Source organism: Achromobacter sp. UBA5777, from assembly GCF_002418565.1.
GTDB classification, from domain to species: domain Bacteria; phylum Pseudomonadota; class Gammaproteobacteria; order Burkholderiales; family Burkholderiaceae_B; genus Achromobacter; species Achromobacter animicus.
In genome coordinates this window covers 48,198-70,947 of sequence record NZ_DIEJ01000241.1, presented here as the reverse complement: position 1 = coordinate 70,947, position 22,750 = coordinate 48,198, and the positions used below count along the sequence as shown (strand labels likewise).

Below are 22,750 nucleotides of genomic sequence, written 5' to 3'. Positions count from 1 at the left end.
TGGCTTCTCCAAGCTCTGGTAATGGGTATTTCTAAGCTGGCACGTTTTGACATGGGCTCTAACGTATCGCTTCGAAGCCCGCCGGGCCTATAGACCATCCGCTGTAGCCGGTTCCGCCTACGCCAGTCGCGCGTGGCGGCGCATCATCCGAAGGAAAAACCCATGCAAGACCCTAAGGCCGATACCCAGATCGAAACCGTCCACGTCACCGTCAGCGGCACGGTGCAAGGCGTGGGCTACCGGCACGCCACGGTGCGGCGCGCTCACATGCTTGGCGCGAAGGGCTGGGTGCAGAACATGCTGGACGGCACGGTCGAAGCGCTGGTGCAGGGCACGCCCGACCAGGTCGATCACATGCTGGAATGGCTGCGCCGCGGACCGCCGGGCGCGTCGGTGCAGGAAATCATCACGCGCCGGGAGTACACCGATAAGCGTTACATCCGCTTCGAGCAACTTTAAGGGCCGCGGGCCCTCGCCGGCACGTTGTAGGCCGGGCGGATGAGGGCCCGGTAGCGCAAAGGTTGAACTGCGCTAGCGCGTGCGCATCCAGCGCGCGCCGACCTGGTTGATGACCAGACCGGCCAGCACGCAACCGGCGCCCGCCCATTGCAGCGGCTGCAGCCGCTCGCCGAACGCCATGGACGCCGCCCACAGCCCTACTACGGGCACCAGCAGCGAGAACGGCGCGACCTTGGCCGCGGGATGGCGCGACAGCAGCTGCGTCCACAGCGTGTAGGCAACCAGCGTCGCCAGCACCGCCAGATACAACACCGACAGCGCCTCGCCCCAACCCATGCCGGTGATCATGCCCACCACCGGTTCCCAGCCGTCGATCAGCACGGCCAGCGCCAGGAAGGGCAGCACCGGGGCAGCGCTGCTCCACGCAATGAACGCGAAGGGGTCGTAGCCGGGCGCCTTGCGGCTGGCCAGCCGGACGATCATGTTGGACACCGCCCACATGAACGCCGCCCCCAGCGTCAGGACAAAGCCCAGCATCGTCATCTGCCCCGGCCCGTCGCCACGCGCCCCCGCAATGACCGCAAGGCCCATCGCGGCCACACCCAGTCCGATCCAGTGATGCCGCCGCGCGCGCTCATGCAGCACGGGCGCGGCGAGCAGCAGCGTAAAGAAGGCCTGGGTCTGGATGACAAGCGATGCCATGCCGGCCGGCATGCCGAACTTGAGCGCCGTGAACAGCAGGCCGAACTGGCCCAGCCCCTGGACCAGTCCGTAGGCCGCGACCCAGTGCCACGGCAGCCGCGGCATGCGCACAAAGAGAATGAGCGGGAAGGCCGCCAGCGCGAATCGCAACGCGCCGAGCATCATCGGAGACAGGCCCCGCATGCCGACCTTCATGACGACGAAATTCAGGCCCCAGATGACCACCACCGCCAAGGCGCAGAAATAGTCTTTTCGGGTTAGATGAGTGGGGGTGGACATGGCGGGCATTATCGCATCGCCCACCCCAAAAAAGGCTGAATCAGCGCGCGTTCAGCACCGCGGAAAACGCCTTGACGGCCATGTCGATATCGTCGTCGCCGATGTGCCGATGCGTGACGCAACGCAGTCGCGTACGGCCCCACGGACGCGTCAGCACGCCTTGCGCCTGCAGGGCCGCGACCCATTCGGCGTTGGTCATGCCGGTGTCGGCGGTCTCGACCTGCACGATGTTGGTTTGCGGTACGGTCGCGGTCAGCGTGGGCGCCAGCGTGTTGATGCCGTCGCTCAATCGGCGCGCCCGCACGTGGTCCTCGCCCAGCCGCGCGCTCATGTGCTGCACGCCTTCCAGGCCCGCTGCAGCCATGATCCCGGACTGCCGCTGCGTGCCGCCCAGCATGCGGCGCAGCGTGCGCGACTTGGCGATCACGGCCTGGCTGCCCGCCAGCACCGCACCCACCGGCGCGCTCAGGCCTTTGGACAGGCACAGCGACACCGTATCCGTGAACTGCGTGATGTCCGTGGCCGGCACGCCCAGCGCCACCGCCGCGTTGAACAGCCGCGCACCATCCAGGTGCACCGGCACGCCGGCTGCGCGTGCCATGCCATGCACGGCCTGCATGTGGTCAAGCGGCAGCACTGCGCCGCCCGCGTTGTTGTGCGACGTCTCCATCGCCACCAACGCCGTCCTGAGGCGGTGTCCGCCTGCCATCAACGCGTCTTCGAGCCGGTTCAGGTCCATCGCGCCTTCAGCGCCGGGCAGGCCTTGGTAGAACAGGCCCGTGAACGTCGCCGCGCCCCGTTCCGACGTGTACATGTGGGCAGTCGCTTCCAGCGCCACCTGTTCGCTGCGCTGCGTTTGCGCCAGCACGGCCAGCAGGTTGGCCATCGTGCAGCTCGGCACGAAGAGGCCCGCCTCCTTGCCCAGGCTGGTCGCGACAGTCGCTTCCAGCTCGCGCACGGTGGGATCGCCGTCCAGGCCGTCATCGCCGATCGGCGCGGTGCGCATGCGCTCGTACATGGCCGCGGTCGGGTGCGTGACCGTATCGCTGCGCAGGTCGACGCGAAGTGGGGGAGGTTCGGCGGGGGTCCGCTGGGTCATGGCTTTCAGTGCTGCAAAATTTTGGAAAGAAACTGGCGCGTGCGCGGAGCACGCTCCTCCACATTGCCGAAGAACTGCTCCTTCTGGCAGTCCTCGACGATCTTGCCGCCGTCCATGAAGATCACACGGTCGGCGACGCGGCGCGCGAATCCCATCTCGTGGGTCACGACCATCATGGTCATGCCTTCGCCCGCCAGGTCGGTCATCACGTCCAGCACCTCGTTGACCATCTCGGGGTCCAGCGCCGACGTGGGCTCATCGAACAGCATCACGACGGGGTCCATCGACAGCGCCCGGGCAATCGCCACGCGCTGCTGCTGGCCGCCCGACAGTTCGCCGGGATGCTTGTCCTTGTGCGCCGACAGGCCCACGCGCTCAAGCAGCGCAAGCGCGCGCTGCCGCGCTTCGTCCTTACCGCGCTTGAGCACCTTGATCTGCCCCAGGCACAGGTTCTCGGTCACCGACAGGTGCGGGAACAGCTCGAAGTGCTGGAACACCATGCCGGCGACTGCGCGCAGCTTGGGCAGGTTGGTGCGCGGGTCGCCCACCGACACGCCGTTGACCACGATCTCACCCTTCTGGAAGGGCTCGAGTGCGTTGACCGTCTTGATCAGCGTGGACTTGCCCGACCCGGACGGGCCGCACACCACCACGACTTCACCGCGGCGCACGGTGGTGGAGCAGTCGTCCAGCACCTGGAAGTCGCCGTACCATTTGCTGACCTGCCGGATCTCGATCATCGGGGGATTGGAAGAGGATTGCATCGTTGAACCTGTGGATAACGTGATTGCTGCGGCAAGCGGCTCAGCGCAGCACCCGCGTACGCTTTTCAAGCTGCTTGACCAGACGCGATGCCGTGAAGCAAATCACGAAATACACCACCGCCACGAAGAGATAGAGTTCGACCAGCCGGCCGTCGCGCTGGCCGATCTTGGACGCGGCGCCCAGGAAGTCGGTGAGCGACAGCACGTACACCAGCGACGTGTCCTGGAACAGGATGATGACGCGCGTCAGCAGCGCCGGCACCATGTTGCGCAGCGCCTGCGGCAGCACGACGTACCGCATGCCCTGCCAGTGATTCAGGCCCAGCGCCATGCTGGCCGATACCTGGCCGCGCGCGATGGACTGGATGCCGGCGCGCATGATTTCGCAGAAGTACGCGGCCTCGAACAGCGTGAAGGTGATCACCGCGGAGTTGAACGCCCCCACGCGCAGCGGCGTGGGCGAGCCCACGACCCACGCGGCGATGTACGGCATCAGAAAGTAGAACCAGAAGATCACCAGCAGCAGCGGGATCGAACGCATGACGTTCACGTAGATGCCCGCCGGCACCGACAGGATCTTGTAGCGCGACAACCGCATCATCGCCAGGATCGTGCCCAGCGCCAGGCCCATCACCGCCGCCAGCACCGTCAGCGTCAGCGTGAAGGTCATGCCGGTCTGGAACAGGTACGGCAGCGAGCCCCAGATCACATCGAAATCGAATTTGCCCATGTCAGCGCCCCAATCCCGCAGGCGACTTCGCGGCCGTGCCGATCAGGCCAGGCACCGCGACACGGCGCTCGAGCGTGCGCATCCCCAGCACGACGATGCCGTTCAAAATCAGGTAGATCACCGTGGCGGCCGAAAACGCCTCGAAGATGTGAAAGCTGAATTCCGCCATCGAGCGCGCCTGGCCCGTCAATTCCAGAAGGCCGATGGTCAGCGCCACCGACGAATACTTGATCGTGCCCATGAACTCCGAGGTCAGCGGCGGCAGCACGATGCGATAGGCCTCGGGCAGGATGATGTAGCGGTAGACCTGCCCCTCGGTCAGCCCCAACGCGGTCCCCGCCTGAAACTGCCCGCGCGGCAGCGACTGGATGCCGGCGCGCAATTGCTCGGCCACACGCGCCGATCCGTAAAAGCCCAGGCACAGCACCGCGGGCACGAACTGGCCCCACGGCTGAGGCATCTGCTTCATCGCCAGGCCCCAGGCATGCGGCAGCAGTTCGGGCAGCACGAAATACCACAGGAACATCTGCACCAGCAGCGGCACATTGCGGAAAAGCTCCACGTAGGTCGCGCCGATGGCGTTCATCAGGCGCGACTGCACCGTGCGCATCACGCCCAGCCAGGATCCCAGCAACATCGAGAAAACCCAGGCCGTCAATGCCAGCGCGAGCGTCCAGCCCACGCCGATCAGGATCGTTTCCAGGAAGGTGTGCACGCCGTCCGGCGACATCTCCAGGAAGACGCTCCAACTCCAGTTGTAATTCATGCCCTCGCCCTTGATTGCAACGCCGGCCCCGGCCGGCGTTCTTGCTTCATGCGCCGCGGGGACGCGTTGCGCCCCGCGGCATGCGGCTTACTCGTAGGCCTTGGGATCGCCCGAGTCGGTGGGGTTGGCCAGGGCGCGCTTCAAGGCGTCGCTCATGGGGTACTTCAGGTTGATCTGCTTGGGCGGGATCGGCGCGTTGAAATACTTGTCGTACAGCGCAGCAACCTTGCCGGTCTTCATCAGGTCCAGCACCGCGTCATCAACCACCTTCTTGAACTTGGGGTCGTCCTTGGGCTGCATGATGCCGTAGGGCGCCATTTCCAGGCCCTTCTTGCCGATCACGAAGGCGTCCGGGTTCTTGGACGAGGCCACGGCGCCGTAGGCGATGCCGTCGTCGTTGGCCGAACCCGCGGCGCGGCCCGATTCCACCATCAGGATGGTCTCGGCGGTGTCCTTGGTGGGCGCCATCGAGATGCCCAGGTTGCCCTGCGCATTCAGTTGCGAGATCAGCTTGAACGTCTGGCCGCCGGCCTGCGCCGCGATGGTCTTGCCGCGGAACGAGGACAGGTCATTGGGGTCCACGCCGCCGTCCTTGCGCGCCACCAGCACCACCTGCGCCACGAAGGTCGTGGGCGCGAAGGACACCAGCTTGTGGCGGGCTTCGTTATTGGTGGTGTTGCCGCATTCCAGGTCGATCGTGCCGTTGGCCAGCAGCGGAATGCGCGTGGCCGACGTCGTCGGGTTGTAGCGGACTTCCAGCTTGGGCAGCTTCAGCGCTTCCTGCACGTACTTGGCGACTTCCTGGCAGATCTCGACCGTGTAGCCGATCGGCTTCTGATTGCCGTCCAGATACGCAAACGGCACCGAGGTCTCGGGGTGGCCGATCGTGATGACGCCGGTTTCCCGGATCTTGTCCAGGCGGCTGGGACCTTCGGCATGGGCCGTCGCGGTGGTGCCCAGCAGGGCGGCGGCGACGGAGATCGCGGCAAGTGCTTTCATCTGATTCCCTTGGCGCCGTACGTGCGGCGCGTGTTTATGTTCACGATCGGCGGATCCAGTCTGGCTGGCGACCGCCGCGTCCCGCGATGAGCCCCGCGGCTGGCAAAAAGTATCAACTAGCAGTATGGTTTTATCCAGTTCCAATCAGGTATTCCTCTATACGGATTTGACATGGCCATTACTCGCATGGGCTTGCGACACATTGAGGCGTTTCGCGCCGTCATGATGACCGGATCCATGACCGCTGCGGCTCGCCGGGTGCATACCTCGCAGCCGCACGTTAGCCGCTTAATTGCGCAATTGGAAGCCATCACCCAGTTTCCATTGTTCGACCGCAATGGCAGCCGGCTGAGCCCGACCCAGGACGGATCGCGCTTTTTTCAGGAGGTCGAAAAGACCTTCATCGGCCTCGCTGGCCTGGAGTCGGCGGCAGCCAGCATCCGCTCGTTCAGCGCCAGCCGCCTGAGTGTGGCGGCCATGCCACGCCTGGCGGGCGGGCTGCTGGCGCGCATCGTGGCCGCCTTCAAGACCGAGTATCCGGACGTCATGGTGTCCATCCACTCGGGCAACGCCAGCGCGGTCCACAACTGGATCAGCTCGGGATTCTGCGATACCGGGCTGGCGATGCTGTCCGGCGAAGCGCCGGGCATCCAGGTCGAGCCGGTGCTCACGATGAGCTGCGTGGCGGTGCTGCCGCGCGGACACCGCCTGACCAAACTGAAGAGGCTCAAGCCCGCCGATTTTGCCGGCGAGCCCTTCATCGCATTTCCCAGCGGCACCCCGCTGCGCGAGAAGATCGACGCCGTGTTCAAGTCCGCCAAGGTCGAACGTCATACGGTGGCCGAAGCGGGATTGGGGTCGTCGGTGTGTGCGCTCGTGGGCGCGGGGCTGGGCGTGGCGCTGATCAACCCCCTGGCCGCGCGCGAGGAATACGAAGCGAACGGCGTGGAAGTCCGGCCGTTCAGCCCGGCGGTGCCGGTCACCGTGGCGCTGCTATACCCGCCGTATCACACGCGCACGCGCCTGGTCACGGTGTTCTCGCGGTATGCGCATCAGCTGATGCAGGAAGAGATGGGGGATTTGAAGGCGCGGCCGCCGCGGTAGCCGATCTCTGCGGCGATGTGCGTGGAGACGGTGTCTGACACCGTTGCCGCAATTGCCTAGGCCGGCGTCTCCCGCCCGTCACGGTGCAGCATCACCAGCACACCCGTATCGCCCCGCATGGCCCGCACCGGCTCGCCCTCGTTCCACTGCGGGACAATCGCCGGCGGGCCGTTGTAAACGCCCGCCGCAGTCTGCAAGGATTCCGGCGAACCGATCCAGGCGTACACAGGTTCATGCAGCCAGTCGCCACCAGCGCGAGCCACGCCCACGTAAAGCCCGTCCACGTTGTGAGGGCAGGGCGCCTGGCCCGCTTGCAACACCAGCCAGCCATACGCGCCGTTCCACGCCAACCCGAACGTCAGCACATGCCGGCAAGCAAGCACTTCACGCCCCTCGGCCATGTCATAGACGCCCTCGGCCCACGTCTCGTCGCCATCGTCATCTAGCCCCACGTTCGCCAGGATCCGCGCATACCGCCCCGCTTGGCCTTCCGGCGCGGGCTCGGGGATGCCAGGCCGTTCCGACGGCAGCCAGCTCACCTCGCCGAGATCGCTGTAAACGATCGGCACCCGCACCGCGCCTTCGCCATCGACCACCCCGCGCCGCGCGTCTTGCGTCAGGACGCTGATCCGCATCAGACCGCTTTTCCACAGCTCGGCTGAGTCGGCTGCAGTATCCAGCGGCGCCAGCGCAGCAAAGCACGCATCCAGTACCGGCCGCCCCGACGCGTCAATCAGCCCCTGCATCCCATCGCGCTCGGTGATGAACGCATGCAGGTCCTCGTCCCAACAAACGTCGTCCCACTCGGGCGCCGCTACCCAATCGCCACGCCGGTCGACGAGACCCCACGCCGGCGCCTCGAACGCGGGCGCCAGGCCCCCGGGGCAGAACGACCCCGCGTCCTCGAAGCGCGGCGTGATCGCCCAGCCGCCCGACTTGTCCACAAAGCCGAGTTGATCTCCCACGCGCGCCACCACCAGGCCCTGCGCGCAGTTCCAGGCCTCGTCCAAAGAGGGCGGCAGGATTTCACGGCCATCCGCGGCGATCAAACCGACCTTGTCGCCAATCTGGATGCTTGCCACGTCTTCTTCAAAATCCCACACCGCGTCAAAGCGCGGCGGCACCAGCACGTGTGCAACGTTGTCCGTCACGCGCAGCAGCCCGGTGCGTCCTTCACTGCTTATCCACAGCACGCCCTCATCGGACGCGCCACTGCGCCAGATCGCATCCCACTGCGGCGCCATCACCGGCAGCCAGCAATCGTCGTCGTTGTCGTCGCCAGACTCGGCCTCCGGATCGACCGCCCGCAGCCCCCACAACTTGTCCACACGGTAGCGATACAGCGCGCCGCCAAGCCACGCGTCCTCATCGTCGCCCCCCTCGGCAACGTAATCCTCGAAGCTGACCGTGCGGGCCGGATCCTGTTCGTGGAAATAGGAATGCGACAGCCCGCCGAAACCGAAGCGCCACGCCCAGCCGGAGGCGTCACCAGCATCTTGCACGTCCAGCAATCGGCACACAGCGGCCAGGTCACCGGCCTGCATGCCTTGCCGCACGGCTAGCCAGCGTTCTTCGCACAGGGTGCGCGTCTGGTGCACGTAAGCCGCCGCGCCGTCCGCGTGCAACCACGACAATTCATTCAGATTTGCGCGTATCCACAAGTCGCCGTCGTCGTCGTGTTCATCGATCAGCTCGCCCAGATACTGCACGGCGGCATCGAACTGCAGCACGGGCAGCGCATCGTCGCGATCCGAGTGCGCCCCCATGAATGCCGCCAGTTCGCCCAGCCGCTGATGGGCAACGCGCGCATCGGCGGCCATGCCCGCACCATTGCCATCGCCATCACCAAGGAGGTCCTGGTCATTGGGCGCCGCACCGGACTCGCCCTCCGCCAGCAGCACCTGCCACAACGTCGGCAGGTTGCCGTTCGCGCTGGCGATCTCCGCGGGCGGCTCGCCTTCATCCTCGTCCGAGCACAGATACAGCCAGGCCCGATTTCCCATCTTCACTTCCTTTGATTGCAGAGGCGCCCGGGGCGCTTGATTGGTGACACCCGATAGCCGATCCGGAAAGCCGAAGGCCAGCCCGGATCGGGCTGGCCTTCGATGTGCAATCAACTTCAATCTGCACGGCCTTTCGTCAGGTCTTCCTGACCGAAGTGTATTCGCGAATCCCCTGCAGGCATTTCCGCCGGCGTCCTTTCAACCCGCATTGCCGCCACCGCTTTGAGACGCCGCCAGCGCAACCGCACTTTCAAAATTCTTGCCGTTCTCATTGGCAATGGCCTCTGCCAGCTTCATCATCATGGACATCAAAGACGAGTTCAACACGGCCACTTTCACCTGCAGGGCGGCCGTCAACGCGGCCTTCTGCTTTTCGTCCATGGTGGCCGACTGAACATCGCGCAACTCTTCCAGCGCTTGCGCCAGCTGCTTTTCCAATTGCGCGATCTGCTCTCTGAGCGACTCTAGCGATTCGCCTCCATTCTTGGCGGGATCTGACTCCTTGCTCTGCTGCGCCGCCGACGCGTCGGCCGACGACGCGTCGGCATTCGTCTGCGACTCCGGCTCCGTGGCGCTGACTTCATTCACTTGAGAAGTGGAAGGGGGGGAGGGTGATTCGTACCGCGAAGCGACGGGCGTCGAATTGGCACTACCGATTTCTACAATCATGGTGGGGTCTCTGAATAAGCGGCTCGAAAACGTTGGGCCGAACGCGCGAATGCCGTCCTGCAAACATCGGCACGCGAATCGCACGGGCTATCCCGCGCATCGCGTGACGCTGGACGCCTTAAGCCGGCGCCACCTTGCTCCGTGGGTCATCGATGATCTGCCGCGCGACTTCATACCGGATTCCCTGCCGATCCAGAATCCGCACATGCTTGACGACATGCGCCAGCGCCGCAAGAAACGAGGGCGCTTGTTCGTGATGCTCGTAGGCCGCCTCATCCGCCCAGCCCTCCAACAGATGAAACAGATTGGCGTCCGTCAGATCCGCGGCAAAGGCGTAGTAGACGCAACCGGGCATCTTTCGGGCTGCCACCATGTCGGGAATGACGGCGTCAATGAATGACTGCCGGTCTTGCGGATGCACGCGGTAATAGGCCGCAACCACAACCGCTGTCGGCAAGTCTTTGTCATGGTCGGCGTGAGACTGGCCATGGTCGGGAAATTGGGCGCCGTAGGCGCCGGGTTGATGGGGAAGATTCATATCAATCCTGTCGATGGTACGTTTGACGGTTCACTGGGCGGGGTGCTTGGGATTCCACAGCCTGAGGCTGGTGCGGTGTTCATATCCCTTGCCCTTCGGGTAGCTGACGAGTTCCATGTCTGAACCCCAAGGCGAGCGAAAGTGCACCCATGTCTCGCCTTCGGTATCGCCCGATGTCATCGTCACGGGTTTTCCCAGCACGGTGATGCCCCGGGCCTTCAGATAAGACACCGCGCCCTCGATATCGTCGGTGTAGAACGCGATTTGCGAGGCGCCGATATCCTCGGCGCGAGGCATGACCCTGCTCCCCCGCGAATTCACGTATTCGAACAACTCGATGTTCGAACCTTCCCCACAACGCAGCATGGCGATCGTGACGCTGTCAGCGCGGGGCGCGAAACCCGCAGCATCGGGCGACGCCGTCGGATCCAGCTGGAATGGCCCGATTCGTGTCACCGGTTCGCATCCGAAGGCACTGTCGAAGAATGCCTCCGCCTGCTTCAGATCGGGCACGTTGATACCCACGTGATCCACGCCTGCGACACCGATGCCAGCCGCCTGCGATGCGCCACCTGCCAGAACGCCAATTGCCATGAAGCAAGAAGCCAGTAGTTTCATGATGCGCATCCCCATTACTGACGATCGAGAAAGACGTGGGCGCTCGCAAGCTTGCCGTCTTTGATGGTGAAGATATCTTCGCCATGCACCTGGTCCGGATGGCTGGGCGGACCATAGTTCCAGACCACGCGGCCGACACCATGATTCCAAGTGATCGGCGCTGGCGCGAACAGGAATCCCGCATGGGTGCCTTGCAACTGCGTGATCAGGCGGTTTACCGCCGCGTAACCCGCAGCAACGCCGCTTTGATCGGCCACGAAGAAGTCTTGCGTATACACCTCGTCAAACTTCAATTCGCGGGATCGGGAGTCGGCGTCGTTCCATATCGAAAAATGGATGTCGATCAAGCGTTGTGCCAGATCGGCCGTGTCTTGCATGGCGGGTTTCATGTGTGAAATTTCCTGTGCGTGCGCGTAAGGCGCGCTGCCCATCGCAGCCAGCGCCAGTACGCAATGAATCAAGGCTTTCATGCTTGAGAAGTCGCGATCGGAAGCGCAATGCGCTCAGACCTGCGCCATCCCGCCGTCGACAAACAGCTCAATGCCATTGACGAAGCTCGCCGCGTCGGAAGCCAGAAACGCCACAGCCTTGCCGATCTCTTGCGGTTCGCCCAGGCGGCGCAGCGGCACCTGCGCGGCCAGATGATCGAACAACCCCTGGCGGGCTTCGTCGGGGACCAGACCGCCCAGTCCCGGCGTACGGATCGGACCGGGGCTGACGACGTTTACGCGGATGCCGCGCGGCTTCAGATCCAGCGCCCACGAGCGCGCAAAGTTGCGCACCGCCGCCTTGCTGGCGCTATACACGCTGAAATTTTCCGTCCCCTGGATCGATACGGTCGACGCGGTCAGGATCACCGAGGCGCCATCAACCAGCAACGGCAACGCCTTTTGCACAGTGAACAGGGTGCCGCGCACGTTGGTGCCGAAGATGCGATCGAAGTGCTCTTCCGTGATCGCGCCCAGCGGCATCATGTCTCCGCCGCCCGCGTTGGCGAAAAGGATGTCGAGCTTACCGGCGCTCTTGGCGATCTGGGCGTAGACGTTGTCCAGGTCGCTCAGCACCGACGCGTCTGCGCGGATGCCGGTTGCCGCGACGCCGATGCTGGCCACGGCGGCCTCCAGTTCGGCCTGGCGGCGGCCGGTGATGAAGACGCGCGCGCCTTGCGCGGCCAATTCCTGAGCGGTCGCCAGCCCGATGCCCGTGGTGCCGCCGGTGACGAGTGCAATCTTGCCGTTGAGTTGCTGATTCATGATGAGCTCCATTTACCTGATGAGGAAGTTTTCAGTCAGCCGGCTAGGGAGGGGAGTTTCCTGAATCGCCGCGTTGACTGCGCATGGAGGTACTGTAGGCGTGCCGGGATAATGGATAAACCCTGCAAGATTGAAATGACTATCCATTTTTATGGATAATTAGCGCGGAGCGACGGATGTCATGCGTGGACCCGTTGATGGGGATCCAGCGATCGTTGATGGGGATCCAGCGATGTGCGCGTAGCGGAAGCAGGGGCGGTTTTTCACCTGGTTGATGGTGAAATCTGGAAGCGCTTTGCCCGCAGCGGAGCTCGGCTCGAAAAGCCGAGAACCAAAGAAAAAGGGGCTACAAAAGCAGCCCCTATTACGAACGCCAGAACTCCCGGGAAAAACTAGGTATTCACGGGATTCAAAAGGATCACCGGCAGCCAGCATTCGTCGTCGGACTCGGTTTCCGTATCGACGGCCCGCAGCCCCCACAGCTTGTCCGCACGGTAGCGGTACAACCCGCCGCCAAGCCAGGCGCCGTCATCATCGCCACCCTCGGCCACGTAGTCTTCGAAGCTGACCGTGCGGGCCGGCTCCTGTTCGTGAAAGTAGGAGTGCGACAGTCCGCCAAAACCAAAGCGCCACGCCCAGCCGGACGAGTCGCCGACGTCCTGCACGTCCAGCAACTGACAGACGGCGGCCACGTCGCCGACCTGCATGCCTTGCTGCAGCGCCCGCCAGCGTTCGTCGCACAATGCGCGCGTCTGGTGAACGTACGCCGCCGCGCCGTCCGCGTGCAGTCACGACAGCTCATCAGATTTGCGCTTATCCACAGGTCGCCTTCGCCGTCGTCTTCATCGATCAGCTCGTCCAGATGCTGCGTAGCGGCGTCAAACTGCAGCACGTGCGGCGCATCATCGCGATCCGCATGCGACCGCATGAACGCCACCAATTCGCCCAGACGCGGCCGGGCGGCACGCGCATCGGCGGCACTGCCCGCCCCGTCGTCATCTCCATCGACATCACTAAGGAGATCCTGTTCATCCGGCGCCGCACCGGACTCGCCCTTTGATTGCAGAGGCGTCCGGGGCGCTTGATTGGGTGAATGCGTTCGGCGGGTCCAAAAAGGCCGAACGGCGGCTCATATCCCAGGTTGGTCATCGATGTGGACCAAATTTGCCTGCATCTCCGTGGCACCCCATTCCATTGAATGAAGAACGGCGTACTTGACGAGGCACTCGCGAATGGCGTCGATAATAATGACTCTGCCCTGTAGCGCGGGGGGCTTGCGCCCGTTCTGTACCAGCATACAGGTCGGGATGCCGGCATTGTGGAAGGGCGCGGGCGAACGGCTGGCTGACGAGGACTTTGATCCGTTCGCGAAGCTGTCGTGGTATTGCGTGGCCATCAGCACCTGTTGCAAGTCGGTATTGTTGGCCTCGATGTCTAAAAAGGCTTTGTCCAGAGCCACATCGACGATCTGTGTGCGGGCGATCAGGCTGGGCCAGCGGGCACTAAGCGAGGACATGCGCAACTACACTTCTGCTTCCTTAGCGCCGAGCTTCTGCTCCTGTTCCAACTGCCGCAAACGCTCCTAGAACACATCGCTGACGCGCTTAAGGACTCGCGGGCCGGACATAGTTCTTGAGGTTTGACAAGTCGATGAGACCGCGCATCGTATTGGCGAATTTCCAGCGCCAGGATTCGAGGGTGAAGCTCACAAGAAGCGGGGCCGAAGTCTCAGAGCTGCAAACTGGTGAGGTGACCCAGGGTGCGGTGCCCGTCCCTGAGCAGCACAGGTTGTTGGCGACACGCGGCATAACGCAACGCCTTTCTTAGCGCGCGGAAGTTTCGCACGGTGGCAAGGTTGATTTCTGCCGGTGGCAAAACTAGGCGGTAGGCCTGCAAAGTAGCCGGCTGCAGCAGGTTCAGACATCGCAGGTGTAACTCGCACCTGGTGTGCTGATTCGCCAGGTCGGGCGACAGCCAGGCCAGCAGTTCGACCACGCGGCCGTACAACAGGCGAAGTCGCGCAAGTGCCTCGTCGGAGTTAGTGGGTGCGGGGGCATCTACCGCGAGGGGCTTGCCTGGGCGAGCACGCCTTTCGGTCATCAGCTCGCCCAGCTTCCAGATGGGTTCGTGGTGAGCGATGCGATTGCGCAAGCTGTTGCACAAATGCAAGCGAGCGAAGAGGCCGTCCTGGTGTTTTTGCTTGGCCCAGTGAGAGGTTTGACGCTGCCGATGGCCGGGAATCACGTCTAGCAGGATTTGACCCCAATCGATATCTTGATTCAGCGCGTCCTTTTTTAGATCAAGCAGGTGCGGCCAAAAGCCGAAAGTCAGGCGCGACACCACGTCGTCCGGTGACGGAGCAGGCAAGCGCGGCAATTTGTGAAAACCGTGCGTGGAATGAGTGATGCACTCAATTTTGTTCCTGGCATAGGGCGGTAGCGCGACATATTCGTACCAGTCTTTGGACCCATATCCGCCCACGACGCCGTAGCGCAGGCTAAAAGCCTTGTGGAACTGATTGCGTAGCACCACCTCGACCAGCGAAATGGTGCGGAAGAGGCAGGCGCTAAGCTCCTCGTTCCACTGATAGAGCCCCAAGGCTTGCGCATCATCCTTCGCACCGAAGAAACTGCGGTAGTTGCTCAAGCGTGCATGTGAGAGAGCTTGGATGCGTCCCAGATTACCCGCTGTATGGTTTTTGATCTGTTTAAGCATGCGTGTTATAATTTTCTTGTAAGCGCTTGGGCTAAATGGTTTGATAGATCCCTCTTCGGACGGACGTCAAGCTCCAAGACGCAAATGAGGGGGCGGCCGCGAAAGCGGCCGTTTTCCTTTTAGTCATGCATGGCTGACCTCTTGGAAGAGGTCGGCAAACCGGCTCTCCAGACATGCCAGCTCGGCGTGCAACTGCGCGCGCTCCGAGCGGAGTGCCTCTAAGTCCACCGGGCGGACCTGCTCCAAGGCATCCACATAGCGGGCCACATTGAGGTTGCAGTCGTTCTGCAAGATGTCTTCCAACGACACCATGCGCGCATAGCCCTCCACATCGGCCCTGCCTGCATACGTTGCTTCGATTTCCGCGAGATCCTCATCGCGGAGCTGATTCTGGGTTTTACCGTGCTCGAACTGGCGGCTGGCGTCGATGAAGAGCACATGCCCATCGCCCTTATCCTTACGCAAAACCAGCAGTGCAATCGGCAGTGACGTGTTTGGAAGCAGCTTAGCAGGCAGCGCGATCACGGCGTCCACGAGGTTTTCCTCCAGCAAATGCCTGCGTATTTGGAGCTCCGCACCGCCGCGGAAGAGGACACCATGGGTAACTACCACCGCCATTCGGCCATGACCAGGCTTCAGCGTCTCCACCATGTGACTGATGAACGCGTAGTCAGCCGTGGCCCGCGGCGGAATGCCGCGTCGGTAGCGACCGAAGTGATCGTTTTCGGCGGCCTGATGTCCCCAATCCTTTACGTTGAGCGGCAGGCTTGAAACCGCCACGTCGTATCTCTGCAGTTGGCCTCCCGATAACAGGCGCGGGTCTGTAAGAGTGTCTCCCCATGCCAGTTGAGCGGCGAGCTCCTCGTGCACAAACATGTTGATTTTTGCGAGGGCCCAGGTGCTGCCATTTTTCTCCTGACCGAACAGCTGACAGCCCTCACCGCCAGAGCGGGCACGCGCGAACTCACTGCAGGCTAACAATAACGAGCCAGAACCGCAGCACGGATCACCGACGCTCTCTCCAGCTGTGGGCAGGACGAGCGCGGCGATTAGCCGAGAAACCTCGGGCGGGGTAAAAAACTCGGCACCACGCTTCCCAGCGGCGACGGCGGCCTCGCTGATAAGCGTTTCGCAGGCAAAGCCCGCCGTCTCGGCGCTTGCTCCGCTTCGAAAGTCGAACTCGGGCAAATCGAAGCAGCTCAGCAGATCGGCGATGATGTATTGCCGTCGCTTGGGGTCGCCCAGCAGAGAGGAGTCGAAACGGACGTTGTGAAAGGCATCTTGCAGCAGCGGATGCTGCCTCTCCAACTCGGCCAATGCCCGGTCAATACGGCGTCCGACATCGGGCATGTGCTTATCGCTGAGCAGCCGCCCAAACGGCGGCAATGAGTCGGGATCCGCATCGAGGGCAACTGCATAGCTAGCGTTTCCAGGAGTGCGGTCAGAAGCGTACTTCAGTACCAGCAATGCCATGAGGTGGTCACGAACCTCGGTGACATCAGCCACGGCACGGACTGAAGCGAAGACGCGCAAGATTGCGTGACGGATGGCACGCTTTGCTTCAGGGTCAAGCATAGTCGCCTCCACGGTGTGAAAAGAGGTCGGCCATCTGAGCTACCTCTATAGCATCCAGTTCTGTCAACCGATGTCGAATAACAGCGATCCGCGTCGCCAGTTGGACAACTTCGGCGATGAGGCGTTGGCGCCCCATATCGGGGAGGTCCACCCCTAGCGTCTGGAGAGTCGTCTTGGTCAACGCTTTTATGCTGGTGCCGGTCAGCATTTGCCTCAGCTTGGCATTAGTGGTCGGCAGGTTGAGAAACCACACCAAGTATCCGGCATCCAATCCAGCAGTCGGACGGATTACGTTTAACTGACCCACCGGCAAAACCGGTATGTCCGCACCCGTGAAAAGCCATGCCCTGTAATAGTCTCCCCGCGAGGGGATGACCACATCACCCTCCTGCAGGCAATTTCCAAGGTACCTGTCTGCTACAACTACGCGCGGCAGTTTGTCCCAGCTCACGGGAGTCGAAGACACAACATCTCGGATGGCCAACGCACGGACGTTGCCTTCAGGATGCACTTGCGGTGCTTGATCACGAAAGACCACTGCCGTGTGGACTTCGGCCAAGTCTTTGAGGGGGAGAACGGTTTTCATCAAATAACTCTACTGTTGCGGCAGTGTAGTGCGTACCCCACCAAAACGCAAGCAGTAGAATTATTTGTACAAAAGGGCGCGGCGTTGTCGTTGCCCGTTGGGAGAGCCCAAGTTACAGCCCTTTAACCGGTACCAATGTAAAGCGAAGGGCACACAACTTTCGCGGCCACTAGGCTCCATTTCCAATGCTACGGGCATTTCTACGTCAATCAAGCGTCGATGTTGCCCGCCGACAGCGCGTGCGTTTCGATGAAGTTGCGGCGCGGTTCGACGTCGTCACCCATCAGCGTCGTGAAGACCTCGTCGGCCGCGATAGCGTCCTCGATCTGCACGCGCAACAGGCGGCGCACCTTCGGGTCCATCGTGGTTTCCCACAGCTGTTCGGGGTTCATTTCGCCCAGACCCTTGTAGCGCTGCTTGGAGATGCTGCGATCGGCTTCGCTGCGCAGCCACTGCATGGCTTCGCGGAAGTCGGACACGGGTTGCTCCTTGCGCTTGTCGCCTTCACCGCGCGCGGCCATCGAACGCGCGCCGACCTTGCCCAGGAAGCTCTTGGCAGCCTTGGACAGAATGGCGTAATCCGAGCCATTGATGAAGTCGGCGTCGATGATGCTGACGCGCACGTTGCCGTGGTGCATGCGCTGCACGGACAGGCGATGGCGTTCGGTGGCTTCGTCGAATTGCGGAACGACCTCAACGCCATTGCCATTGATGGGATCGCGCATGGCATCGGCCAGCCGCTTGGCGGAGTCGGCGGTGGATTCGGCCGTGTCCAGGTTGATCTCCACGCCTTCGGCCATGGCCGACAGCGCGCCAACGTCGAAGACGCGCGACAGGCGGGCGATGACGCCGTCGGCTGCCACGTACTGGCGGGCCAGGTCGTTCAGCTCTTCGCCGCGGATGATGTTGCCGCCCGAGATGATCTCGGCGTCCTTCAGGGCGAGCGTCAGCATGAACTGCGCTTCTTCCTGGTCATCCTTCAGATAGCGCTCTTCGCGGCCAACCTTGACCTTGTAGAGCGGCGGCTGCGCGATGTACACGTAACCGCGCTGCACCAGCTCGGGCATCTGACGGTACAGCAGCGTGAGCAGCAGGGTGCGGATGTGTGCGCCGTCGACGTCCGCGTCAGTCATGATGATGAGGCGGTGGTAGCGCAGCTTGTCCACGTTGAAATCGGGACCGATGCTGGTGCCCAGCGCCGTGATCAACGTGGCGATCTGTTCGCTGGCGATCAGGCGGTCAAAGCGCGCCTTCTCGACGTTCAGCACCTTGCCGCGCAGCGGCAGGATGGCCTGGAACTTGCGGTCGCGGCCTTGCTTGGCCGAGCCGCCTGCGGAGTCACCCTCGACGATGTACAGCTCGCACAGCGCGGGGTCTTTTTCCTGGCAGTCAGCCAGCTTGCCGGGCAGGCCGGCGCCTTCCAGCACGCTCTTGCGGCGCGTCATTTCGCGCGCCTTGCGCGCGGCTTCGCGTGCACGGGCGGCTTCGACGATCTTGTTGCACAGGGCCTTGGCGTCGTTCGGGTGCTCGAGCAGCCAGGTTTCCAGCGTACGGGCCACGGCTTCTTCGACGGCCGGACGCACTTCGCTGGACACCAGCTTGTCCTTGGTCTGGCTGCTGAACTTGGGCTCGGGCACCTTCACGGACAGCACGCAGGCCAGGCCTTCGCGCATGTCGTCACCGGACGTCTCGACCTTGGCCTTCTTGGCCAGCTCGTTGTCCGTGATGTACTTGTTGATGATGCGCGTCATCGCGGCGCGCAGGCCGGTCAGGTGCGAACCGCCGTCGCGCTGCGGAATGTTGTTGGTGAAGCACAGCACGCTTTCGCTGTAGCTGTCGTTCCACTGCATCGCCACTTCGACGCCCACGGACACGCCGCCGGCGGAGGATTCGGTGCTGACCGAAAACACGTTCGGGTGCAGCACGGTCTTGGCGCGGTTGATGTATTCAACAAAGCCCTTCACGCCGCCCGAGAACGCGAAGTTCTCTTCCTTGCCCTGACGCTGGTCGATCAGGCGGATCTTGACGCCGTTGTTCAGGAACGAGAGCTCGCGCAGACGCTTGGAGAGGATCTCGTAGTGGTATTCGATGTTGTTGAAGATGATCGGGTCGGCCAGGAAGCGCACTTCGGTGCCGCGCTTGTCGGTCGTGCCGGTCACGGCCAGGGGCGCAACGCGCTCGCCCTGGCGGAATTCCATCTGGTGCACCTGGCCGTTGCGGCGGATGGTGAGACGCAGCCATTCGGACAGCGCGTTCACGCAAGACACGCCCACGCCGTGCAGGCCGCCGGACACCTTGTACGAGTTCTGGTCGAACTTGCCGCCGGCGTGCAGTTCGGTCATGACGATTTCGGCCGCGCTGCGGTGGAATTCGTCGTCCTTGTGGATGTCGGTCGGGATGCCGCGGCCGTTGTCCGTGACGGAGATGGAGTTGTCGGTGTGGATCGTGACGACGATGTCGTCGCAATAGCCGGCCAGGGCTTCGTCGATGGCGTTATCGACGACCTCAAACACCATGTGGTGCAGGCCGGTGCCGTCGGACGTGTCGCCGATGTACATGCCGGGGCGCTTGCGCACGGCCTCCAGCCCCTTGAGCATCTTGATCGAGTCAGCGCCGTAGCCGCTGGTCTCGGGAGTGGTGTTCTGCTGATCTGACATGTCTGTATCGATAACGCTTTAAAGAACGGCCTGGCGGCCGGACCGCCCGCGGACCATCGGTCCGCAAGCGGCACAAACCCACGGGGGAATGCGGATCAGATCCGCATGGGCATGACGACGTATTTGAACTGGTCGTCTTCGGGCAGGGTGATGAGCGCCGACGCATTGGCATCGGGCATGACCGACCACTGGATGTTGTCGACCTTCACGTTGGACAGCACGTCGAGCAGATAGCCCACGTTAAAGCCCACGTCCAGCGCTTCATGGCTGTAGTCGATGTCGATTTCTTCCTGGGCCTCTTCCTGCTCGGCGTTCGAGGACGAGATCTTCATCTGGTTCTGCGCCAGTTGCAGGCGCACGCCCTTGAACTTGTCCGTGGTCAGGATGGCGGCGCGCTGCAGGCTGCCCTGAAGCGCTTCGCGGCCGACCAGGAAGTGGCGCGAGTAGTTCGTGGGAATCACGCGCGTGAAATCGGGGAACTTGCCTTCGACCAGCTTGGAGACCAGCTCGACGTCGCCAAAGCGGAAACGGATCTGGCCCGGCGCGACGTCGATGGAGACGGTCTCGTCGGAGTCTTCCAGCAGGCGCTGCATTTCCAGCACGGTCTTGCGCGGCACGATGACTTCGTGGCGCTCGGCGATGCCATCGGCTTCGGTGGAGCAATGCGCCAGACGGTGGCCGTCGGTGGCAACCGCGCGCACACGGCCCGGTTCAAACACCAGCAGCATGCCGTTCAGGTAGTAGCGGATGTCCTGCTGGGCCATGGCGAAGTGCACCATGTTGAACAGGTGGCGCAGGGTGCGCTGCGGCATGGTCAGCGATACGTCCCACTGCTCGGGCTGGGCCACGGTGGGGAATTCGCTGGCGGCCAGCGTCTGCAGCGCAAAGCGGCTCTTGGCGGATTGCACCGACAGCTTGTTGCTGGCCAGGGCCAGACGCACGTCGCCGGTATCGGGCAGGGCTTTCAGGATGTCCAGCAGCTTGCGCGCGGCCACCGTGGTGGACTCGTTGTCCTGGCCGACACCAAAGTCGGCGTGCGTCGTGATCTGCACTTCCAGGTCGGTCGCAATGAAGGCAACCTTGTTGCCTTCCTTGCGCATCAGGATGTTCGCAAGAATGGGCAGGGTATGGCGTCTTTCGACGATGCCCGCCACAGTCGACAGCGGTTTCAGCAATGCATCGCGTGTGGTTTGTACGAGTTGCATGTTCATCCTTTTAGAGTTTGTTCCAACACGTGCAGGGTATGGTTGAGCTCCGCTTGCTTGGCGCGGGCATCGGAAATCTTGCGAACGGCGTGCAGCACCGTGGTGTGATCACGGCCGCCGAATAAATCGCCGATTTCCGGCAGGCTTTTCTGGGTCAGCTCCTTGGCCAGGTACATCGCAACCTGGCGCGGCAACGCGATATTGGCCGGCCGGCGTTTCGAGTACATGTCGGCGACCTTGATCTTGTAGAAGTCCGCCACCGTTTTCTGGATGTTTTCCACGGTGATCTGGCCGTTGGACACCGACAGCAGGTCCTTCAGGGCTTCTTTGCAGACATCCACCGTCAGCACGTCGCGGCCGTGGAAGCGCGCATAGGCCAGGACCTTGCGCAGCGCGCCTTCCAGTTCGCGCACGTTGCTGCGCAGGTGCTTGGCGATGAAGAAGGCCACTTCCTCGGGCATGGGCACGCCTTCGGACTCGGCCTTGCGCAGCAGAATCGCCACGCGCATTTCAAGTTCGGGCGGCTCGATGGCGACCGTGAGGCCCGAGTCAAAACGCGAGATCAGGCGGCTGTCGATGCCCGACAGTTCCTTGGGGTACGTATCGCTGGTGATGATGATCTGCTTGCGCTGCGCGACCATCGCCTCGAACGCGTAGAAGAATTCTTCCTGCGTACGGTTCTTGCCGGAGAAGAACTGGATGTCGTCGATCAGCAGAAGATCGAGCGAATGGTAGTACCGCTTGAAATCGTCGAATGCCTTGCGCTGGTACGCCTTGACCACGTCGGACACGTATTGGTCGGCATGCACATAGCGCACGCGCACCCCGGTGCCCGCCGCAACCATGGCGTTGCCGATGGCGTGGATCAGGTGGGTCTTGCCCAGGCCGACGCCGCCATACAGGAACAACGGGTTGTACGAGGTGCCGGGATTTTCCGCGACCTGCAACGCCGCCGCGCGCGCGAGCTGGTTGGCCTTACCGGTCACGAAGTTCTCGAACGTGAGGTCGGTGTTCAGGCGCGATCGCTCGTACACGATATTGGCCGCGTCCGCGTTCACGGCCTGCGCAGCGGCGGTCGTGGCGGGCGGGGGCGGGGCGGTGGTCACGGTGACCGTCACGGGCGGCGCGGCGCCGGAAGGGGGCGCAGCGGACGGGTGCGGTTGCTGCGCTGGCTGCTGCGCACGCACGGGCGCGACCGGCATACGCGGCGCGGTCCCTTGCGAAGGCAGCTCGAACAGCACCTGCACCGGTCGCTTGAACCACTCCGCGGCCAACGCTTCGATCTGGTGGGAAAAGTTTTTGCGCACCCAATCCAGCTTGAAGCGGTTGGGCGCGGCAACGCGCAGCACCGCCTGCGTTTCGTCGTACGCAAGCGGAACCAGCGGTCGTATCCACGCGCTGATTTGTTGGGGGGGGAGTTCCTGCTCAAGACGACTGACGCAGGTCTGCCAGAATTCTTTCATGTCGCTCTTATTCAAACCTCGATTCTACCTTGCCCGGGCGGGGGTTATCCACAGGGAGGGGCATAAGCGTCTATATGGCACCCCCTTAACTGTTTGACAAGACAGGGAAAACTTGCTGAAATGGTGGGCTTTTCCGAATTCTGTCTGTCAGAAGGTTTCGCAGAAAGCTTGGCCGGACACGCTCTTACCAGAGCAATTTGTCCGGTTTTTAGCTTTGCTGAATAGGTCGCCCGAGATGAAATTCTCGGTACAGAGCCCCGTCTAAGAGTTGTTTTTTGCACTGGATGCAAAACCCATGCAAAAACGCTCTCTGGATACCCGCTTCTGCTTAGCGCGACGTGGAACCCTCCGGGCAGGTCCCTTCTGACTTTGTTCTTTTTGTGGATCGTCCATGAAACGCACCTACCAACCTTCCGTTACCCGTCGCAAGCGCACCCATGGCTTTCGCGTGCGCATGAAAACCCGCGCTGGCCGCGCCATCCTGAGCGCCCGCCGCGCCAAGGGCCGCAAGCGTCTGGCCGTCTAAGTCCAGTTTTCCGGTTTTCCGGAAACTGACTTTCGCACGG

24 protein-coding genes are annotated in these 22,750 nt (G+C 62.7%); 4 read left to right on the top strand and 20 right to left on the bottom strand.

The window, feature by feature from the left end:
* Positions 1-162: 162 nt before the first annotated feature.
* Entirely contained in the window at positions 163-459 is a 297-nt protein-coding gene (locus B3446_RS20625) for an acylphosphatase (protein ID WP_056565981.1), read from the top strand.
* A 72-nt stretch (positions 460-531) separates the two neighbouring features.
* On the opposite strand, the gene B3446_RS20620 is transcribed toward B3446_RS20625, so the two are convergent.
* The 6 genes from B3446_RS20620 to B3446_RS20595 all read right to left on the bottom strand — a co-directional run bounded on the left by B3446_RS20620 (position 532) and on the right by B3446_RS20595 (position 5,798).
* Positions 532-1,440, bottom strand: coding sequence for an EamA family transporter (locus B3446_RS20620; protein ID WP_191578386.1), 909 nt, complete (start codon positions 1,438-1,440; stop codon positions 532-534).
* 40 nt (positions 1,441-1,480) lie between these two features.
* Positions 1,481-2,539: a threonine aldolase family protein gene (locus B3446_RS20615; protein WP_291384576.1), complete on the bottom strand. Its 1,059-nt coding sequence runs from the start codon at positions 2,537-2,539 to the stop codon at positions 1,481-1,483.
* A gap of 5 nt (positions 2,540-2,544) precedes the next feature.
* Complete coding sequence (locus B3446_RS20610; protein WP_056565987.1) at positions 2,545-3,279, bottom strand: amino acid ABC transporter ATP-binding protein; 735 nt, start codon at positions 3,277-3,279, stop codon at positions 2,545-2,547.
* Between the two features lie 64 nt (positions 3,280-3,343).
* Positions 3,344-4,033, bottom strand: a complete 690-nt coding sequence (locus tag B3446_RS20605) for an amino acid ABC transporter permease (protein WP_056565990.1) — start codon at positions 4,031-4,033, stop codon at positions 3,344-3,346.
* 1 nt (position 4,034) lies between these two features.
* Complete coding sequence (locus B3446_RS20600) at positions 4,035-4,799, bottom strand: amino acid ABC transporter permease (RefSeq protein ID WP_291384572.1); 765 nt, start codon at positions 4,797-4,799, stop codon at positions 4,035-4,037.
* A gap of 87 nt (positions 4,800-4,886) precedes the next feature.
* Entirely contained in the window at positions 4,887-5,798 is a 912-nt protein-coding gene (locus tag B3446_RS20595) for an amino acid ABC transporter substrate-binding protein (protein ID WP_286896586.1), read from the bottom strand.
* 171 nt (positions 5,799-5,969) lie between these two features.
* Here B3446_RS20595 and B3446_RS20590 point away from each other — a divergent pair, with 171 nt between their 5' ends.
* On the top strand, positions 5,970-6,902 hold the full coding sequence (locus tag B3446_RS20590; protein ID WP_291384569.1) for a LysR substrate-binding domain-containing protein: 933 nt from the start codon (positions 5,970-5,972) through the stop codon (positions 6,900-6,902).
* A 56-nt stretch (positions 6,903-6,958) separates the two neighbouring features.
* Here B3446_RS20590 and B3446_RS20585 read toward each other — a convergent pair whose 3' ends face one another.
* The 7 genes from B3446_RS20585 to B3446_RS20555 form a co-directional block, all read right to left on the bottom strand.
* Positions 6,959-8,905, bottom strand: coding sequence for a WG repeat-containing protein (locus tag B3446_RS20585; RefSeq protein ID WP_291384567.1), 1,947 nt, complete (start codon positions 8,903-8,905; stop codon positions 6,959-6,961).
* A gap of 198 nt (positions 8,906-9,103) precedes the next feature.
* The gene (locus B3446_RS20580) at positions 9,104-9,574 is read right to left on the bottom strand and encodes a hypothetical protein (RefSeq protein WP_291384565.1); all 471 of its coding nucleotides are present in this window, start codon (positions 9,572-9,574) and stop codon (positions 9,104-9,106) included.
* A gap of 118 nt (positions 9,575-9,692) precedes the next feature.
* Complete coding sequence (locus B3446_RS20575; RefSeq protein ID WP_291384563.1) at positions 9,693-10,112, bottom strand: putative quinol monooxygenase; 420 nt, start codon at positions 10,110-10,112, stop codon at positions 9,693-9,695.
* Positions 10,113-10,142: 30 nt separating this feature from the next.
* Positions 10,143-10,730, bottom strand: a complete 588-nt coding sequence (locus tag B3446_RS20570) for a VOC family protein (RefSeq protein ID WP_291384561.1) — start codon at positions 10,728-10,730, stop codon at positions 10,143-10,145.
* A 14-nt stretch (positions 10,731-10,744) separates the two neighbouring features.
* Positions 10,745-11,200, bottom strand: coding sequence for a nuclear transport factor 2 family protein (locus tag B3446_RS20565; protein WP_291384559.1), 456 nt, complete (start codon positions 11,198-11,200; stop codon positions 10,745-10,747).
* Between the two features lie 33 nt (positions 11,201-11,233).
* Entirely contained in the window at positions 11,234-11,983 is a 750-nt protein-coding gene (locus B3446_RS20560; protein WP_291384557.1) for an SDR family NAD(P)-dependent oxidoreductase, read from the bottom strand.
* A gap of 392 nt (positions 11,984-12,375) precedes the next feature.
* The gene (locus tag B3446_RS20555; RefSeq protein WP_291384555.1) at positions 12,376-12,726 is read right to left on the bottom strand and encodes a hypothetical protein; all 351 of its coding nucleotides are present in this window, start codon (positions 12,724-12,726) and stop codon (positions 12,376-12,378) included.
* Between B3446_RS20555 and B3446_RS20550 the strand changes: the two genes are divergently transcribed.
* On the top strand, positions 12,726-13,043 hold the full coding sequence (locus tag B3446_RS20550; protein WP_291384553.1) for a hypothetical protein: 318 nt from the start codon (positions 12,726-12,728) through the stop codon (positions 13,041-13,043). The genes B3446_RS20555 and B3446_RS20550 overlap by 1 nt on opposite strands.
* A 69-nt stretch (positions 13,044-13,112) precedes the next feature.
* On the opposite strand, the gene B3446_RS20545 is transcribed toward B3446_RS20550, so the two are convergent.
* From B3446_RS20545 to dnaA, 7 genes are all read right to left on the bottom strand, one after another.
* Complete coding sequence (locus B3446_RS20545) at positions 13,113-13,499, bottom strand: hypothetical protein (RefSeq protein WP_291384551.1); 387 nt, start codon at positions 13,497-13,499, stop codon at positions 13,113-13,115.
* 212 nt (positions 13,500-13,711) lie between these two features.
* The gene (locus B3446_RS20540; protein WP_291384549.1) at positions 13,712-14,698 is read right to left on the bottom strand and encodes an Abi family protein; all 987 of its coding nucleotides are present in this window, start codon (positions 14,696-14,698) and stop codon (positions 13,712-13,714) included.
* 123 nt (positions 14,699-14,821) lie between these two features.
* Positions 14,822-16,273 carry an N-6 DNA methylase gene (locus B3446_RS20535; protein WP_291384547.1) on the bottom strand — a complete coding sequence of 484 codons (1,452 nt, stop codon included), beginning with the start codon at positions 16,271-16,273 and terminating at the stop codon, positions 14,822-14,824.
* Complete coding sequence (locus B3446_RS20530; RefSeq protein WP_291384545.1) at positions 16,266-16,859, bottom strand: restriction endonuclease subunit S; 594 nt, start codon at positions 16,857-16,859, stop codon at positions 16,266-16,268. Before B3446_RS20530 ends, B3446_RS20535 begins: the two co-directional genes overlap by 8 nt.
* Before the next feature lie 209 nt (positions 16,860-17,068).
* On the bottom strand, positions 17,069-19,516 hold the full coding sequence (gyrB, locus tag B3446_RS20525; protein WP_175124836.1) for a DNA topoisomerase (ATP-hydrolyzing) subunit B: 2,448 nt from the start codon (positions 19,514-19,516) through the stop codon (positions 17,069-17,071).
* A gap of 95 nt (positions 19,517-19,611) precedes the next feature.
* Entirely contained in the window at positions 19,612-20,721 is a 1,110-nt protein-coding gene (dnaN, locus tag B3446_RS20520; protein ID WP_175124835.1) for a DNA polymerase III subunit beta, read from the bottom strand.
* A 2-nt stretch (positions 20,722-20,723) separates the two neighbouring features.
* Positions 20,724-22,184, bottom strand: coding sequence for a chromosomal replication initiator protein DnaA (dnaA, locus tag B3446_RS20515; protein WP_175124834.1), 1,461 nt, complete (start codon positions 22,182-22,184; stop codon positions 20,724-20,726).
* A gap of 391 nt (positions 22,185-22,575) precedes the next feature.
* Between dnaA and rpmH the strand changes: the two genes are divergently transcribed.
* A complete protein-coding gene (gene rpmH / locus B3446_RS20510; RefSeq protein WP_006228069.1) occupies positions 22,576-22,710 on the top strand; it encodes a 50S ribosomal protein L34 in 135 nt (44 codons plus the stop codon).
* Positions 22,711-22,750: the final 40 nt, after the last annotated feature.